Origin of the sequence: Kitasatospora aureofaciens (assembly GCF_001188955.3) — a bacterium.
In the GTDB taxonomy this organism is placed as follows: Bacteria; Actinomycetota; Actinomycetes; order Streptomycetales; family Streptomycetaceae; genus Kitasatospora; species Kitasatospora aureofaciens.
The window spans coordinates 1-16015 of record NZ_JPRF03000052.1 but is presented as its reverse complement, the minus strand read 5'-3'; the positions used below and the strand labels follow the sequence as shown (position 1 = coordinate 16015).

The following is a 16015-nucleotide window of genomic DNA, read 5'->3' as shown; positions in this document are numbered from 1 at the left end:
GGCTCGCGGACCGGATCCGCGCGCCCCTCACGTACGTCCACAGGCCCCCTGTCCGGAGCTACTCGATCGGGAGGCCGTCGGCGGCCTCGACCTCCTCGCGGGTGATGCCCAGCAGGTAGAGCACGGTGTCCAGGAAAGGCACGTTCACCGCGGTGTCGGCGGCCTCGCGCACCACCGGCTTGGCATTGAAGGCCACCCCGAGCCCGGCCGCGTTCAGCATGTCCAGGTCGTTGGCGCCGTCGCCGATCGCCACCGTCTGCTGCAGCGGCACCTTCGCCTGCTCGGCGAACCGGGCCAGCCAGCGGGCCTTGCCGGCCCGGTCCACGATCTCGCCGACCACCCGGCCGGTGAACTTCCCGTCCACCACCTCCAGGGTGTTGGCCGCCGCGAAGTCCAGCCCCAGCTGTTCCACCAGGTGGTCGGTGACCTGGGTGAAGCCGCCGGAGACCACCGCGACCTGGAAGCCCAGGCGCTGCAGGGTGCGGATCAGGGTGCGCGCACCCGGCGTGAAGCGGACCTCCGCGCGGACCTTCTCGGTGACCGAGGCGTCCAGCCCGGCCAGCAGCGCGACCCGGGCCCGCAGCGACTCGGCGAAGTCCAGCTCGCCGCGCATCGCCGCCGCCGTCACCTCGGCCACCTGCTCCTCGCAGCCCGCGTGGGCCGCGAACAGCTCGATCACCTCGTCCTGGATCAGCGTGGAGTCCACGTCCATCACGATCAGACGCTTGGCGCGGCGCTCCAGCCCGGCGGCCACCACCGCGACGTCCACCCGCTGGGCGGCCGCCTCCTGGGCCAGCTCGGCCCGCAGCTCCTCGGTGGCCACCCCGGAGACGGCCAGTTCGACCGCCGTCACCGGGTACTTCGCGAGCCGGAAGACGCGGTCGATGTTGCCGCCCGCCGCGGTGATCCGGGAGGTCAGCGCGGACACGGCGGAGGCGGTCAGCGGGTTGCCGAGCACCGTGACGTGCGAACGGCCCTCGCGGCGCGGCCGGTTGTCGCCGATGCCGGAGAGGATCTCGGCCTGCAGCTTCTGCTCCTCGGCCCAGCGGTGCACGGTGGCCCGCAGGCCGCCCTCGGCGCCGGGCGCGTGGGGCGGGGTGACCAGGGCGCACAGCGTGATGCGGCCGCGGGTGACGACCTGCTCGATGTCGATCACGTCGACGCCGAAGCCGGCCAGGGTGGCGAAGAGGCCGGCGGTGATGCCGGGGCGGTCCTTGCCGAACACCTTGACGAGCAGGGTGCGCTCGTCCGCGGTCCGGGGCTGGGCGGCGGGGAGGGGCTCAGCGGCCAAGGGCGATGCGTTCATGGTGACTCCCACGCTACCCGTCGGCCGCCCGGCCGAGGGCACCCGTCCCACGTCGCGGACGCGCGCGGCCGGGGCCCGGCCGCCCGCCGCCGGTAGCAGCCTGGTCACAGTCACCCGGGGTGACTTTCATCGGCGGACGGCGGGCTGGAATGATTCCCCCGTCAGTCAGAGGAACAGCGCACCCCGGCCGGGGGCCGAATTCGGGGGAACCGAGAGAGCGGGGCAGGCGAGCAGTGCCGCAACTCGTCATTGAGATCAACGGACAGCAGCGGACTCTTGAGCCCGGGCGGTCCTACACCATCGGACGCAACCCGCAGTCGGACTTCCCGTTCGACGACGCCAGGGTCTCCTGGCAGCACGGGACCATCAGCTTCAACGGCAGCGGTTGGCAGCTGGACGACCACGGCAGCACCAACGGCACGTACGTGGCCGGCGCCCGCACCATGCAGGCCCAGCTGTTCCCCGGTGGCGTCGTCAACCTGGGCAACCCGCAGAACGGGCCCCGGCTCACCTTCTCCGCGCCCGCCCAGGCCACCGCCCCGCAGCCCTCCCCGGTGCACGAGGCCGTGACCAGCCGCAGCCCCGGTCCGACGCCCCAGCCGCCCGCCCCGCAGCAGCCGTGGCCGGGTCAGGACCCGTACCAGCAGCCGCAGCAGGCCTGGCCGGCCCAGCAGCAGTACGTGCCGCCGCAGCAGCCGTACGCGCCGCAGCCGCAGGACCAGCAGCCGCCGCAGCACGGCGGGTTCCCGCAGCAGCAGGGCTTCCCGGCCGCGCCGCAGCACGGCGGTGGCGGCGGCCCGCAGCCGACCATGATCCGCAACCTGACGGCGGGCATGCGCACCGTCAGGATCGGCCGTGCGCTGGACAACGACATCGTGGTGTCCGACCTCCAGGTCTCCCGCCACCACGCCGAGCTGCGCCAGCTGCCGGACGGCCGCTACGAGATCGTCGACCTCGGCAGCCACAACGGCATCTTCCTCAACGGCCAGCCGGTGCAGCGCCAGCTGATGGGCCCGCAGGACCGGCTGACCGTCGGCCACTCCAGCTTCGTGCTGGTCGGCGACCAGCTGCAGGAGTTCGTCGACACCGGCGAGGTCTCCTTCTCCGCCCGCCACCTGACCGTTGAGGTCGAGCACAAGGGCGCCAAGAAGATCCTGCTCAACGACGTCAGCTTCGGCGTCCCGGAGAAGTCCCTGGTGGCCGTCATCGGCCCGTCCGGCTCCGGCAAGTCGACCCTGCTGCGCGCCCTCACCGGCTACCGCCCGGCCGACCGCGGCGAGGTGCTGTACGACGGCCGCAACCTCTACAAGCAGTTCGCCGAACTGCGCTCCCGCATCGGCCTGGTGCCGCAGTCGGAGATCCTGCACCGCGAGCTCACCGTCCGCAAGGGCCTCAAGTACGCGGCCCGGCTGCGCTTCCCCGGCGACACCGAGGCCCGAGAGCGCGACGCCCGGATCGACGAGGTGCTGTACGAACTGCGCCTGGACAAGCGCGCCGACAACAAGATCACCGCGCTCTCCGGCGGCCAGCAGAAGCGCGTCTCGGTCGCGCTGGAGCTGCTCACCAAGCCCTCGCTGATCTTCCTGGACGAGCCCACCTCGGGCCTCGACCCGGGTATGGACCGCGAGGTCATGCAGATGCTGCGCGGCCTCGCCGACGACGGCCGAACGATCCTGGTCGTCACCCACTCGGTGGCCGAACTCGCGCTCTGCGACCGGCTGTTGGTGATGGCGCCGGGCGGCTCGGTGGCCTACTTCGGCCCGCCGGACGAGGCCCTGCACTTCTTCGGGTACGAGACCTGGGCGGATGTCTTCCAGGCCTTCGAGAACTATCCGGACCACGACTGGGCCGGCCGTTACCGCGGCTCGGTGCACTACCAGCAGTACTCCGCCCCGACCGTCGAGGCGGGCGAGGTGCAGCACGTCCAGGTCGCCCAGGAGGCGATCAAGCCGCCCAAGCCGCAGAGCTGGGGCTCGCAGCTGTGGACGCTGATGCGCCGCTACATGTCGGTGCTCGCCTCCGACCGCGGCTTCCTGGCGCTGTCGGTGCTGCTGCCCGCGGTCATCGGCGCGGTCAGCGTGCTGATCCCCAACGAACCGGGCCTCGCACCCAACCCGAAGACACAGCTCCACCTCAACAACGGGGCCGCGACGATCCTGCTGATCCTGGCGATCGGCGCCTGCTTCTCCGGAGCGGCCAACTCGGTCCGCGAGCTGATCAAGGAACGGGCGATCTACGAACGGGAACGGGCCACCGGCCTGTCCCGCTCGGCGTACATGATGTCCAAGATCATCGTGCTGGGCATCTTCTCGGTGATCCAGGGCGCGATCATCTCCGCGGTCGGCTTCCTGCCGCGCAAGCTCCCCGAGCACGGCCTGATCGTCCAGAACATGCCGATGATCGAGATGACCATCGGCATGATCCTGCTGAGCTTCGCCGCGATGATGTTCGGTCTGATGATCTCCGCGCTGGTGAAGACCGCCGAGAAGACCATGCCGCTGCTGGTCATGTTCGCCATCGTCCAGGTCGTCTTCACCGGCTGCCTCTTCCAGATCTTCGGCAAGCCCGGCCTGGAGCAGGTCGCCTGGCTGATGCCCGCCCGCTGGGGCACCGGCATCGTCTCCACCACGCTCAACCTGTCGGAGCTCATGGGCCCCTGGAACAAGGACTTCCAGCACCCGAACTACGACCCGCTGTGGAAGCACTCCGTCGCCCAGTGGGCGATCGACGCGAGCGTGCTGGTCGTCATCTCCATCGTGATCGGCGTGATCGTGACCCGGCTGCAGCGCCGGCACGAGCCGGAGGTCATGCAGAAGGGCTGACGCCCTTCGCCGCACAGGGCGGCTCTCCCCGCGAGGGGAGGGCCGCCCGCTGTCGTTCGGTGGTCGTGGTCCCACCGGCCTAGGCCCCCGGACCTGCGTCCGGGGCGTCCGGAGACGGACGCGGACGCCTCCGCCGCGGCGGTAGTTTGGCGGTATGCCCAGCACCACCGGTGACCACCGGACCCCCGAAGGCCCGCCCACCGCCTGCGACCCGCTGGCCGGCATCGAAGCCGTCAGCCAGGCCCTGCTCGCGATGAGCCGGCACCTGGAGGTCCGCGAGGTGCTGCGCCGCATCACCGCCTCCGCCCGCGACCTGCTCGACGCCGAGTACGCGGCCCTCGGCGTGCCCGACGACCACGGCGGCTTCGCCCAGTTCGTGGTCGACGGCGTCACCGACGAGCAGTGGCGGGCGATCGGCCCGCTGCCCCGTCAGCACGGCGTGCTCGCCGAACTGCTCCACGAGACCGGTCCGACCCGCCTCGTCGACGTCCGCAAGGCCCCCGCCTTCGAGGGCTGGCCCACCGCCCACCCCGAGATGGACGCCTTCCTCGGCATGCCCGTCCTGGACACCGACGCCGCCGAGGACGAACCGCGGGTGATGGGCGTCATCTTCCTCGCCAACAAGCGCGGTGGCGGCCTGTTCACCGACCACGACGAGGAACTCCTGCGGATCCTCGCCGCGCACGCCGCCCTCGCCCTGTCCAACGCCCGCCTGTACGAACGCAGCCGCGAACTCACCCTGGCCGGCGAGCGCGCCCGGATCGCCCACGACCTGCACGACGCCGTCTCGCAGAAACTCTTCTCGCTGAGGCTGACCGCCAACGCCGCCGCCAAGCTCGTCGACCGCGACCCGGCCCGCGCCCGTGTCGAACTCGCCGAGGTCTCCCGGCTCGCCGCCGAGGCCGCCGACGAACTGCGCGCCGTGGTGGTCGAACTGCGCCCCGCCGCCCTGGAGGAGGACGGGCTGAGCGCCACCCTCGCCTCCCAGGTGCAGGTCCTCGACCGCGCGCACACCGCCGACCTGGCCTTCGCCGCCGACGGCGTCCGCGCCCTGCCGCCCGCCCAGGAGGCCGCGCTGCTGAGGGTCGCCCAGGAGGCGCTGCACAACGCGCTGCGCCACTCCGGGGCCCGCCGGGTCACCGTCACCCTCACCGGCACCCCCGCCCGCGGCGCCGTGCTGCGGGTGCGCGACGACGGACGCGGCTTCGACCCCGATTCCGTCCGCCGGGCCGGCCGACACCTCGGCCTGGCCTCGATGCGCGACCGCGCGGCCGCCGTCGGCGGCACGCTCACCCTGGAGTCCGCCCCCGGCAAGGGGACGCTCGTCGAGATGGAGGTCCCCGGTGCCTGAGAGCACGCCGTCGATCCGCGTCCTGCTGGTCGACGACCACCAGGTGGTCCGCCGCGGACTGCGCACCTTCCTGGAGGTCCAGGACGACATCGAGGTGGTGGGGGAGGCCGCCGACGGGGCCGAGGGCGTGGAGCGCGCCCGCGAACTCGACCCGGACGTCGTCCTGATGGACCTCAAGATGCCCGGCGTCGACGGCATCGAGGCGCTGCGCACGCTCAAGGGCGGGGGCAGCCGGGCCCGGATCCTGATCGTCACCAGCTTCACCGAGCACCGCACCATGGTCCCCGCGCTGCGGGCCGGCGCCGCCGGGTACGTCTACAAGGACGTGGACCCGGAGGCGCTGGCCGGCGCCATCCGCTCGGTGCACGCCGGCCATGTGCTGCTCCAGCCCGAACTGGCCGAGGCGCTGCTCGCCGACGAGGGCCCCCGCGCCCCGCAGGGCCGCGGCGGCACCCTCACCGAGCGCGAGCGCGAGGTGCTCGGCCACATCGCCGACGGCCGCTCCAACCGGGAGATCGCCCGCAGCCTCCACCTGTCGGAGAAGACGGTGAAGACCCACGTGTCGAACATCCTGCTGAAGCTGGACCTCGCCGACCGCACCCAGGCCGCACTGTGGGCCGTCCGCAACGGCGAGACCCGCGAGGCCCCGCCGTCCTAGCGGTCCCGCCAGCCCCGCCGTCCTAGCGGTCCCGGCCGTCCTCGCGCTCGTCCACCTGGGCGTTGTAGGCCGCCACCTGGGCGCGGCGGGCGGTGCGCCGCAGGGGGGCCAGCACGGACTGGCGGGCGGCCATCTCGGAGGCGCTCACGGCCGCGCCGTGGCCGGCCGAGGCGATCGCCAACAGCGCGGACACCTGACGGGCCGACTCCAGCACCCTTACGGCGCGCGGCGGGTAGCCGGGGGCGAGCAGCTCGGTGTGGCCGCGCCGGCGGTACGCCTCCAGGGCGCGCAGCGCCTCCGGGCCGGCGCCCGCCACGTCCAGCCGGGTGAGCAGTGCGGTCGCCTCGCGCAGCCCGTCCGCCAGCTCGCGCTCGGCCTCGTGCAGCGAGGGCACGTCGGCCGGCGGGGCGTCGTTGACCTCGGCGCAGCGCCACAGCACGGTCGCCGAGCGGTCCCCCTCCGGGCCGTACACGGTGACCTCCGGCACCAGGCCGAGCGGTACACCCACCGCGAGCACCGCCTCCCCCGCCGCCATGGCCCGCTCGTTGAAGACCGCCGGGCCGGTCAGTCCCAGCGGGTGCCCGGCCGAGGGCAGCGCCAGGCGCAGGCCCTTCACGCCCAGCACCCGCAGCCGGCCGAGCGCCCAGGTCAGCCCGTGCTGCTCGCCCAGGGCGTCTCCGGGCAGCCCGGTCACCCGGTGCCCCTCGTCGGCGCCCAGCACGGCCGCGGCGGCGTTGTCCGGCGGCACCAGGCCGCTGAGCAGGGCGTTGCCCCAGGCGGTCAGCCGCCCCGAACGGGGCTCTTCGTACGGATTGTCGGCAGGAGTCGCGAGCATCCGGCCAGCCTACGGAATCGGCGGTCATCCGCGTGGCGTAGGTTTGCCCATGCGCGTGCGGCGCACCCACCCCGTGCCCACCGGCCGCCGGAGTAGGCTCGCCGCCCGCACCGACGGCCGACATTTTTGTATTTGGGGAAGGCGTAGGCATGAGCGACGTGCTGGAGCTGGTGGACGTATCCGTGGTCCGGGAGGGGCGCGCGCTGGTCGACCAGGTCTCGTGGTCCATCTCCGAGGGTGAGCGCTGGGTCATCCTGGGACCGAACGGCGCCGGCAAGACCACCCTGCTGCAGATCGCCTCCTCGTACCTGTTCCCGACCTCGGGCAAGGTCTCGGTGCTGGGCGAGAAGCTGGACGAGATCGACGTCTTCGAGCTGCGCTCCCGGATCGGCCTGGCCGGCGCCTCGATGTTCGACAAGCTGCCGGCCGAGCAGACCGTGCTGCAGACCGTGCTCACCGCCGCCTACGGCATGACGGTCAGCTGGCAGGAGACCTACGAGCAGTCCGACGAGGGCCGCGCCCTCGCCCTGCTCGACCGCATGGGCATGGCCAACCTCACCGCCCGCAAGTTCGGCACCCTCTCCGAGGGCGAGCGCAAGCGCACCCTGATCGCCCGCGCCCTGATGACCGACCCCGAGCTGCTGCTGCTCGACGAGCCCGCGGCCGGCCTGGACCTCGGCGGCCGCGAGGACCTGGTCCGCCGGCTCGGCGCGCTCGCTCAGGACGAGTTCGCGCCGGCCATGGCGATGGTCACCCACCACGTCGAGGAGATCGCCCCCGGCTTCACCCACGTGCTGATGATCCGCCAGGGCAAGGTGCTCACCGCGGGCCCGATCGACACCGAGCTGACCGCACGCAACCTCTCCAAGTGCTTCGGCCTGCCGCTGACCCTGGAGCGCCACGGCGACCGCTGGTCGGCCCAGGGACTGCCGCTGGGCTGACCCTCCGTCCGTCCGGCCGGGGCCCGTCGGACGGGCCCTGGCGAAGGCCTGGCGGAGCCGGTCGCACGTGCGACCGGTTTCCGCCCCTCGACCTGCGGGAACTGTCCGCCTCGGAGGCCCTTCGCTCCCTAGGATGGACGTGTGGACAGCTGGATCTGGTGGCTTCTGGCCGCCGCGGCCCTCGGCATACCGCTGGTGCTCACCGCGATGCCGGAGTTCGCCATGTTCGCCGTCGGCGCGCTGGCGGCCGCCGGGGTCGCCGGGCTGGGCGCCGGGGTGGTCCTCCAGGCCGTGACCTTCCTGGTGGTCTCGGTCGCGCTGGTGGCCTTCGTCCGTCCGATCGCCTACCGGCAGCTGCAGCGGGGGCCGCAGATCAGGATGGGCATCGAGGCGCTCCAGGGCGCCACCGCGGTCGTCGCGGAAACCGTCGACGGTGAGGGCGGACGGATCAAGCTCAACGGCGAGATCTGGTCGGCCCGCGCGCTCCACCCGGACCAGGTCTACCAGCCCGGGCAGCAGGTCGACGTCGTCGAAATCCAGGGCGCGACCGCCCTGGTCGTCTAGGGGAGAGTCCGTGGAACCCGTCCTTATCGTTTTGGTCGTCCTGGTCGTGGTGGCCTTCATCGCGCTGATCAAGACGATCCAGGTCATCCCGCAGGCCAGCGCCGCGATCGTGGAGCGCTTCGGCCGCTACACCCGGACGCTCAACGCAGGGCTGAACATCGTCGTCCCGTTCATCGACCGGGTCCGCAACCGCATCGACCTGCGCGAGCAGGTCGTGCCGTTCCCGCCGCAGCCGGTGATCACCCAGGACAACCTGGTGGTCAACATCGACACCGTCATCTATTACCAGGTCACCGACCCCCGGGCGGCCACCTACGAGGTCGCCAGCTACATCCAGGCCATCGAGCAGCTGACCGTCACCACGCTGCGCAACATCATCGGCTCGATGGACCTGGAGTCCACCCTGACCTCGCGCGAGGTCATCAACGCCGGTCTGCGCGGGGTGCTGGACGAGGCCACCGGCAAGTGGGGCATCCGGGTCAACCGCGTCGAGCTGAAGGCGATCGAGCCGCCGACCTCCATCCAGGACTCGATGGAGAAGCAGATGCGCGCCGACCGTGACAAGCGCGCCGCGATCCTCACCGCCGAGGGCCAGCGCCAGGCGCAGATCCTCAAGGCCGAGGGTGAGAAGCAGGCGGACGTGCTCCGCGCCGAGGGTGAGGCGCAGGCCGCGGTGCTGCGCGCCGACGGTGAGGCCGCCGCGATCCGGACGGTCTTCGAGGCCATCCACGACGGCGACGCCGACCAGAAGCTGCTCGCCTACCAGTACCTGCAGACCCTGCCCGAGCTGGCCAAGGGCGACTCCAACAAGCTCTGGATCATCCCCAGCGAGGTCGGCGACGCGCTCAAGGGCCTCGGCGGTGCCTTCACCGGTCTGGCCGGCAACGGTGGGGGAGCTAACGGCGGTGCGGTGGCGGCGCCGAGCGTGCCGCAGACGCCCCCGGCGGCGACCCAGGTGCCGATCGACCCGGCGGCCGGGCCGCGGCCGGTGGACGTCGAGAAGGGCGCCGCCCGTCCGCGGGTGGACCCGGCGCGGGAGTACCGCAAGATCGACCCGGAGTGATCGGCCGAGTTCTCCGGTCGGGGGCCCGCTGCCTGGTGGTGGCGGGCCCTCGGCGTTCTCCCGGTTAGCGCACGGGCGGTGCGGCGGTGCGGTGGTACGGCCGGTGCGGCCGGTGCGGCGTACCGGCGGTGTGGCGTACGTCCCGAATCGTGGGCGGGCCTGGTCCGGCCGGGGCGGGGTCCGGCATGATCCCCTCGGACAGGACCGCTAGGAGAGGTGACACATGACGCTCTGGGAGGCGATCGCCGTCCTGGCGGCCGGCGTCGGGGCCGGGATGATCAACGTGATCGTCGGCTCCGGCACCCTGATCACCTTCCCGGTGCTGCTCGCCGTCGGCATCCCGCCGGTGACCGCCAACGTCTCCAACTCCTTCGGCCTGGTGCCCGGCTCGCTCAGCGGCGTGATCGGCTACCGCCGCGAACTGGTCGGCCAGGGCCGCCGGTTGCGGCGGATGGGCACCGCCTCGCTGCTCGGCGGGCTGCTCGGCGCACTGCTGCTGACCAAGCTGCCGAGCGGTGCCTTCGACGCGATCGTCCCGGCGCTGATCCTGCTCGCGCTCGTCCTGGTGGTCATCCAGCCCCGGGTGGCCAAGGCCGTCGCGGCCCGCCGCCGGGCCGACGGCGACCCGGACGGCAGCCTGGTGCTGCTGGCCGGGGTGTTCCTCACCGGCATCTACGGCGGCTACTTCGGCGCCGCGCAGGGCGTCCTGCTGATGGCGCTGATGGGCATGATGCTCCAGGAGGACCTGCAGCGCATCAACGCGGTGAAGAACGCCCTGGCGATGATCGTCAACGGGGTCGCCGCCCTGTTCTTCCTGTTCACCTCGACGGTGAACTGGACGGCCGCCGGGCTGATCGCGGCGGGCTCGCTGGTCGGCGGCCTGCTCGGCGCCAAGGTCGGCCGCCGCCTTCCGCCGGTCGTGCTGCGCGCGGTCATCGTGGTGGTCGGACTGGCGGCCGTCACCAAGCTTTTGCTTAGTTGAACGACGGTCGGACCGTACTACTGACCGACCGTCGGACCGTGCCAACATCGGAGGAGACTGCCCATGGCACTGGAGATGCGTGAGACCTGCGAGCGCTGCGAGGTGTCGCTGACCGCCGACGGCCCCGCCTCGATATGTTCCTACGAGTGCACCTTCTGCGCGGACTGCACCGAGGCCATGGCCGCCAACTGCCCCAACTGCGGCGGCGAACTGGTGGCCCGTCCGCGCCGGAAGGCCGACTGACGAACCCCCCACCGGCACCCCACCGGTACCACCGACGAGACCCGGAGCGCACCCATGAGCAGCAGGGCACGACTGAGCGAGGACGAGATCGCGGCGGCGCTGGCGGACGTGCCCAGGTGGAGCCGGGACGGCGACAGCATCGTCCGCAGCGCGGACGCCCCCGACTTCCCGGCCGCGATCCGGGTGGTCGTCGCCGTCGCCGAGCAGGCCCAAGAACTCGACCACCACCCCGACATCGACATCCGCTGGCGCACCCTGCGCTTCGTGCTGTCCACCCACAGCGCGGGCGGGCTCACCGGCCTGGACTTCACCCTCGCCGCCCGCATCGACGAGGCCCTGCGCGCCGAGTCGGCCGACTGAGGCCCGGCCCCCGGCACCGCGTCGAGGGCCCGGGCAGCTGGCCCGGGCGGGCGTGAGATGCTGACTGCCGCAATTGGCAGGCCGGCTGGGGGGCTGGGAGGGACGGAACGGTGGCACAGGAGCCCTTCGGAGACGCCCATGCCCAGCAGCAGCCGTGGCACCCCCAGGGCGGGCAGGACTGGCAGGGCTACTACGACCCGCAGCAGCAGGCCGCGCAGTGGCAGCAGCCGCAGCCGCAGGCGCCCGGCCAGTGGCAGTACGACCAGGCCGCGTACGAGCAGCAGGGCGGTTACGGGCACACCGGGTACGTCGAGGGCGGCTACTTCCAGGGGCAGGGCTTCGACGGCCACGGCCTCCAGGACCAGGCGCACGGGTACGGGCCCGGGCCTGGGCAGGGGGCGTACGGCGGGCAGGAGCAGTTCCAGCCGTACCAGCAGCAGTACCCGGACCACGGGCAGCAGTCGTACGGCGCCGCCGTACCGCAGGCTCAGCCGGTGGGGGAGGGGCTGTACGTCCCGGCGGGGGCCGACTACTCGGCCGACGGTTACGTGCAGATCGAGGAGACCCCGGCGGAGCCCGAACCGGCCGTCGACCAGCCCTCGACGGGTGCGGCGGCCGAGGCCGCTGGGCCTGCCGAGCCCGGAGCGCGCTCGCGGGCCGCCCGGCGGGGCCCCCGCGGTGGTGACGGCGGTTCCGCTTCTCCTTCCTCCTCTTCCTCTTCCTCGCTGGTGGACAAGGTCCGGGCGGCCGTCCTGACCGGGGAGCACGTGCCCAGCCGGCGGGCCCTGCTGGTGCGGGCCGGTGCCGGGGTGGCCGCGCTCGGGGTGTTGATAACCGCCGCGCTGACGGTCGGCGCCGAGGGTGGTGGAAGCGCCTCCGCGTCCAGCGGCGGCGAACCCGGGTTCGCGGTGGCGCACACCAAGGTCTGGTCGGTGCAGCCCGTCGCCGCCGCGCAGCAGGCGGGCGACGACACGCTGGTCGGCAGCTGGCTGCTGGCCGACGCGGTGGTCCGCGCCGACGGCTCGGGCGTGCACGCGTACGACCGGACGGCGGGCAAGCCGACCTGGTCGGTCGAGCCCCCGGCGGCCGGGGCCGTCCCGTGCGGGCTCTCGGCGAGCGTCAACCAGGCCGGGCTGGGCGCGGCCCTGTTCCGGCCGCAGGCGGACCCGAAGAGCCCCTGCACCCTGGTCGCCGCCGTGGACACCAAGACCGGCAAGACCGCCTGGACCAAGAGCCTCTCGGACTCCAAGGACGCCTATTCGGCGCGGATCGGCGTCACCGAGGACATGGTGATCGCGGTCGGCGACGACCGGGCCGCGGCCTGGGCGGCTGCGGACGGGAAGGACGTCTGGCAGTACACCGGGCAAGGCAAGTTCTGCACCCTGTCGGGGGGCGTCACCGGAAAGACCGTGCTGGTCGCCTCCTCCTGCGCCGACTCGACGCCCGCCGACCAGGCCGTCGCGCTGAACGCGGCGGACGGCAAGGTCAGCTGGTGGCGGGGCCTGAACAACCAGCCGAAGACGGTGACGGTGCTCTCCGCCGAACCGGCGGTGGTGCTCACCACCGGCGGGAAGCCCGAGGACGACCGGGTGTTCGGCTGGGGCGCCGCCGGCGATCCGGCCGTAGAGATCCCGGTGGTCACCGACGGCGGCCGGCTGAACGTCACCCACGGAACGTTTTCGGCCACGCCCGAGGTGTTCTTCGAGGGCCGCACGATGGTCGCCGCGATGACCCCGGCGAACAGCGGCGGGTCGGTGTCCGCGGTCGGCTACGACCTGGACACCGGCAAGCAGCGCTGGAAGACGCCGACCGCCGCCAAGGGCACCTCCCGCGCGGTCGGCATCGACGGCGGCTCGCTGGTGCTCGCCGCCGACGAGCGTCGCGACCAGCCCGCCCGCCTCGGCCGCTTCCCGCTGGTGGGCGGCCAGGAGACCGTCGGCGGCAACTTCCCGCCAGGCACCGGCTCGCTGCTGCTCTCCGGGCGGGTACTGATCGGCGGCGGGCAGGTGGTCGTGGTGCCCGAACACGCGGCCAACTACGGCACGGCGGCGGGCTACCAGGCGAAGGACTGAGCCGGGCCCGACAGGCCAGGGCACCCGGGCCGGCCCGGGCTAGGCCGCCGTGACCGGTTGGGCCGGTACGGCGGGCAGCCAGTCGGCGAGCTCGCGGGCCTCCGAGCCGCGCAGGCCGAGCGCCAGCATCAGGGTGGCCTGCGGCGTCGGCACGAACGGCCGCCGCAGCAGTTTCATCCCGGCCTGTTCCGGAGTCCGGTCGGCCTTGCGCTGGTTGTCCTCGGCGCACGCCGCCACCGTGTTCATCCAGCTGTCCTCGCCACCGCGCGACCGGGGCTGGAGGTGGTCCACCGTGGTGGCCCGGCGCCCGCAGTACGCGCAAAGGTGCTGGTCCCGGGCCAGGACACCCCGCCTCGACCACGGGGCCTGTTGTCGGAACGGCACTCTCACGTACCTCTGCAGCCTGATCACCCGTGGCACCGGGACGGCCACGCCCGTCCCCCGGATCGAGCGCAGCGGGTGCGCCTGCTCCACCACCGCCTTGTCCTGGAGCACCAGGACGACGGCGCGCTGGAGCGACACCGTCGTCAGGGGCTCGTAGCTAGCGTTCAGAACCAGCGTGTTGCGCACTCGGCACACCCTTCCCACGGGCGTGCCACGGCGGCACGACCGTCTCCACACACGTCACTGCCGCCGCACGGCGGTGAACCCACTCTGAATGGGCCCACAGCCGACGAACAACGGAATTTCCGGTGTCGGGGGAGGAGCCCGGGGGGAACGGGGCTGCCCGCCCGAGGTGCCTCGGGGGAAACTCGCTGGCCGGAACCGCGTAGGCTCTATCAGGCTGGAGTCGTACCGACCCCGGGGCCCGACCGAACCGGGCCGACAGCGGGCGGACGCCCGATCGAAGGAGAAGCGTGACCGTGACGGACATCGTCGACGAGCTGCGGTGGCGAGGGCTGATCGCCCTGTCCACCGACGAGGACGCACTGCGCAAGGCGTTCGCGGACGGCCCGGTCACGTTCTATTGCGGCTTCGACCCGACGGCCCCCAGCCTGCACCTCGGCAACCTGGTCCAGATCCTCACCATGCGCCGCATCCAGCAGGCGGGGAACCTCCCGCTCGGCCTGGTCGGCGGAGCCACTGGTCTGATCGGCGACCCGAAGCCCACCGCCGAGCGCGTGCTCAACGACCCCGAGACGGTGGCCGGCTGGGTCGAGCGCCTGCGCGGTCAGGTCTCGCGCTTCCTCGACTTCGAGGGCCCGTACGCGGCGCGCATGGTGAACAACCTGGACTGGACCTCCGGGATGTCGGCCATCAGCCTGCTGCGCGACGTCGGCAAGTACTTCCGGGTCAACAACATGATCGCCAAGGAGGCCGTCGCCCGACGGCTCAACTCCGACGCGGGCATCAGCTACACCGAGTTCAGCTACCAGATCCTCCAGGGGATGGACTACCTGGAGCTGAACCGCCGCTACGGCTGCACCCTGCAGACCGGCGGCAGCGACCAGTGGGGCAACCTCACCGCCGGTACGGACCTGATCCGCAAGGCGGACGGCAAGTCCGTGCACGCGCTGGCCACGCCGCTGATCGTCAAGGCCGACGGCACCAAGTTCGGCAAGACGGAGTCCGGCACGGTCTGGCTCGACCCGGAACTCACCACCCCGTACGCCTTCTACCAGTTCTGGCTGAACGCGGACGACCGGGACGTCTCCAACTTCCTGCGGATCTTCAGCTTCCGCTCGAAGGAGGAGATCGAGGAGCTGGAGCGCGAGACCGCCGAGCGCCCCGCCGCCCGCCTCGCCCAGCGTGCCCTGGCCGAGGAGCTCACCACGCTGGTGCACGGGGCCGAGCAGTACGAGCGCGCGGTCGCCGCGTCCAAGGCGCTGTTCGGGCAGGGCGACCTGGCCGACCTGGAGGCCCCGACCCTGGCCGCGGCCCTCGCCGAGGTCCCGAAGGCCGAGGTCACCGAACTCCAGCCGGTGGTCGACCTGTTGGTCGCCGTCGGCCTGGCGCCGAGCCGCTCGGCCGCCCGCCGGACGATCAAGGAGGGCGGTGCCTACCTCAACAACGTCAAGGTGACGGACGAGGAGGCGGTACCGACCGAGGCCGACCTGCTGCACGGCCGTTGGCTGGTGCTGCGCCGTGGCAAGCGCAACCTGGCGGCAGCGGAGCTGGTCCCGGCGGCCGGCTGACCGGTCCGAGGACCCGCCAGTTGATCAACTGGCCGAAAGCGCACCCGCTCTGAGCTGCGGCTTTGAGCCCCGAGGGCCGGATCTGGACAGATCCGGCCCTCGACGTTTGACGATGTCCTCCGGGTGGCCTAGTGTTGAACGAGTCGCTGGAGCGGCCACCTCACTCAGCACAACCCACCCTCACACCTCGAAGCCCATTCGCTTGGGTCTGTCGGCGTTGCCGCCAACGGGTGTGAGTGTGAATTTCGATTGACTGTCGGAATGCGCTAAAGTGGTGGTCGTCGCAGAAAGCGACCCCGGCCAGTTCGGGAAATTGGATGAATGAAACTCCGGAAAATGGAGCGGAAAACATCTGATAAGCTGGAAACACGAAAGAACGAAGCGCCCGGAGGGCCCGCTGGAAGGCGGTCCGAAGGAAGCGTCCGTTCCTTGAGAACTCAACAGCGTGCCAAAAGTCAACGCCAGATATGTTGACATCCCCGGCCTCGATCATCTGAATCGGGGTTGGAGATTCCTTTTGAAACAAACACTAGCGAGGACGCAGTGCGCGGGATCACCCTATTCCGGTGGTTGCCGTGCCGCTCAACGCGGGTGTGGACCCGATTACGGGTAAACATTCACGGAGAGTTTGATCCTGGCTCAGGACGAACGCTGGCGGCGTGCTTAACACATGCAAGTCGAAC

Annotated in this window: 14 protein-coding genes and 1 rRNA gene; 12 read left to right on the top strand and 3 right to left on the bottom strand. The window is 71.9% G+C overall.

Translation table 11 applies throughout. The features are described 5' to 3' along the window. Positions 1 to 58: 58 nt before the first annotated feature. Positions 59 to 1306: a phosphoserine phosphatase SerB gene (gene serB, locus HS99_RS29675; protein WP_030285704.1), complete on the bottom strand. Its 1248-nt coding sequence runs from the start codon at positions 1304 to 1306 to the stop codon at positions 59 to 61. A 233-nt stretch (positions 1307 to 1539) separates the two neighbouring features. Between serB and HS99_RS29670 the strand changes: the two genes are divergently transcribed. The 3 genes from HS99_RS29670 to HS99_RS29660 all read left to right on the top strand — a co-directional run bounded on the left by HS99_RS29670 (position 1540) and on the right by HS99_RS29660 (position 6137). Then, complete coding sequence (locus HS99_RS29670) at positions 1540 to 4128, top strand: FHA domain-containing protein (RefSeq protein ID WP_030285706.1); 2589 nt, start codon at positions 1540 to 1542, stop codon at positions 4126 to 4128. Positions 4129 to 4282: 154 nt separating this feature from the next. After that, complete coding sequence (locus tag HS99_RS29665; RefSeq protein WP_050366518.1) at positions 4283 to 5479, top strand: GAF domain-containing sensor histidine kinase; 1197 nt, start codon at positions 4283 to 4285, stop codon at positions 5477 to 5479. Then, entirely contained in the window at positions 5472 to 6137 is a 666-nt protein-coding gene (locus HS99_RS29660) for a response regulator (protein ID WP_030285711.1), read from the top strand. The genes HS99_RS29665 and HS99_RS29660 overlap by 8 nt, the downstream gene beginning before the upstream one ends. A 22-nt stretch (positions 6138 to 6159) precedes the next feature. Here the strand turns inward: HS99_RS29660 and HS99_RS29655 are convergent, their stop codons facing one another. Beyond that, the gene (locus tag HS99_RS29655) at positions 6160 to 6972 is read right to left on the bottom strand and encodes an Rv1486c family protein (RefSeq protein ID WP_030554573.1); all 813 of its coding nucleotides are present in this window, start codon (positions 6970 to 6972) and stop codon (positions 6160 to 6162) included. Positions 6973 to 7121: 149 nt separating this feature from the next. On the opposite strand from HS99_RS29655, the gene HS99_RS29650 reads away from it, so the two are divergent. From HS99_RS29650 to HS99_RS29620, 7 genes are all read left to right on the top strand, one after another. Then, positions 7122 to 7913, top strand: coding sequence for an ABC transporter ATP-binding protein (locus HS99_RS29650; RefSeq protein ID WP_030285715.1), 792 nt, complete (start codon positions 7122 to 7124; stop codon positions 7911 to 7913). Between the two features lie 141 nt (positions 7914 to 8054). After that, the gene (locus HS99_RS29645) at positions 8055 to 8477 is read left to right on the top strand and encodes an NfeD family protein (protein ID WP_030285718.1); all 423 of its coding nucleotides are present in this window, start codon (positions 8055 to 8057) and stop codon (positions 8475 to 8477) included. Positions 8478 to 8487: 10 nt separating this feature from the next. After that, the gene (locus tag HS99_RS29640) at positions 8488 to 9540 is read left to right on the top strand and encodes an SPFH domain-containing protein (RefSeq protein ID WP_030285720.1); all 1053 of its coding nucleotides are present in this window, start codon (positions 8488 to 8490) and stop codon (positions 9538 to 9540) included. Between the two features lie 223 nt (positions 9541 to 9763). Beyond that, complete coding sequence (locus tag HS99_RS29635; RefSeq protein WP_030285722.1) at positions 9764 to 10522, top strand: sulfite exporter TauE/SafE family protein; 759 nt, start codon at positions 9764 to 9766, stop codon at positions 10520 to 10522. Between the two features lie 63 nt (positions 10523 to 10585). Next, positions 10586 to 10765 carry a DUF1272 domain-containing protein gene (locus HS99_RS29630; RefSeq protein WP_030285724.1) on the top strand — a complete coding sequence of 60 codons (180 nt, stop codon included), beginning with the start codon at positions 10586 to 10588 and terminating at the stop codon, positions 10763 to 10765. A gap of 54 nt (positions 10766 to 10819) precedes the next feature. Continuing rightward, positions 10820 to 11125, top strand: coding sequence for a 4a-hydroxytetrahydrobiopterin dehydratase (locus tag HS99_RS29625; RefSeq protein ID WP_030554570.1), 306 nt, complete (start codon positions 10820 to 10822; stop codon positions 11123 to 11125). Between the two features lie 110 nt (positions 11126 to 11235). Continuing rightward, positions 11236 to 13197, top strand: coding sequence for an outer membrane protein assembly factor BamB family protein (locus HS99_RS29620; RefSeq protein WP_030554568.1), 1962 nt, complete (start codon positions 11236 to 11238; stop codon positions 13195 to 13197). Between the two features lie 39 nt (positions 13198 to 13236). Here the strand turns inward: HS99_RS29620 and HS99_RS29615 are convergent, their stop codons facing one another. Next, positions 13237 to 13767: an HNH endonuclease gene (locus HS99_RS29615; RefSeq protein WP_030554566.1), complete on the bottom strand. Its 531-nt coding sequence runs from the start codon at positions 13765 to 13767 to the stop codon at positions 13237 to 13239. A gap of 293 nt (positions 13768 to 14060) precedes the next feature. Here HS99_RS29615 and tyrS point away from each other — a divergent pair, with 293 nt between their 5' ends. After that, positions 14061 to 15332: a tyrosine--tRNA ligase gene (gene tyrS / locus HS99_RS29610; RefSeq protein WP_030554564.1), complete on the top strand. Its 1272-nt coding sequence runs from the start codon at positions 14061 to 14063 to the stop codon at positions 15330 to 15332. Between the two features lie 616 nt (positions 15333 to 15948). Further along, a 16S ribosomal RNA gene (locus tag HS99_RS29605) occupies positions 15949 to 16015 on the top strand; the annotation flags it as partial.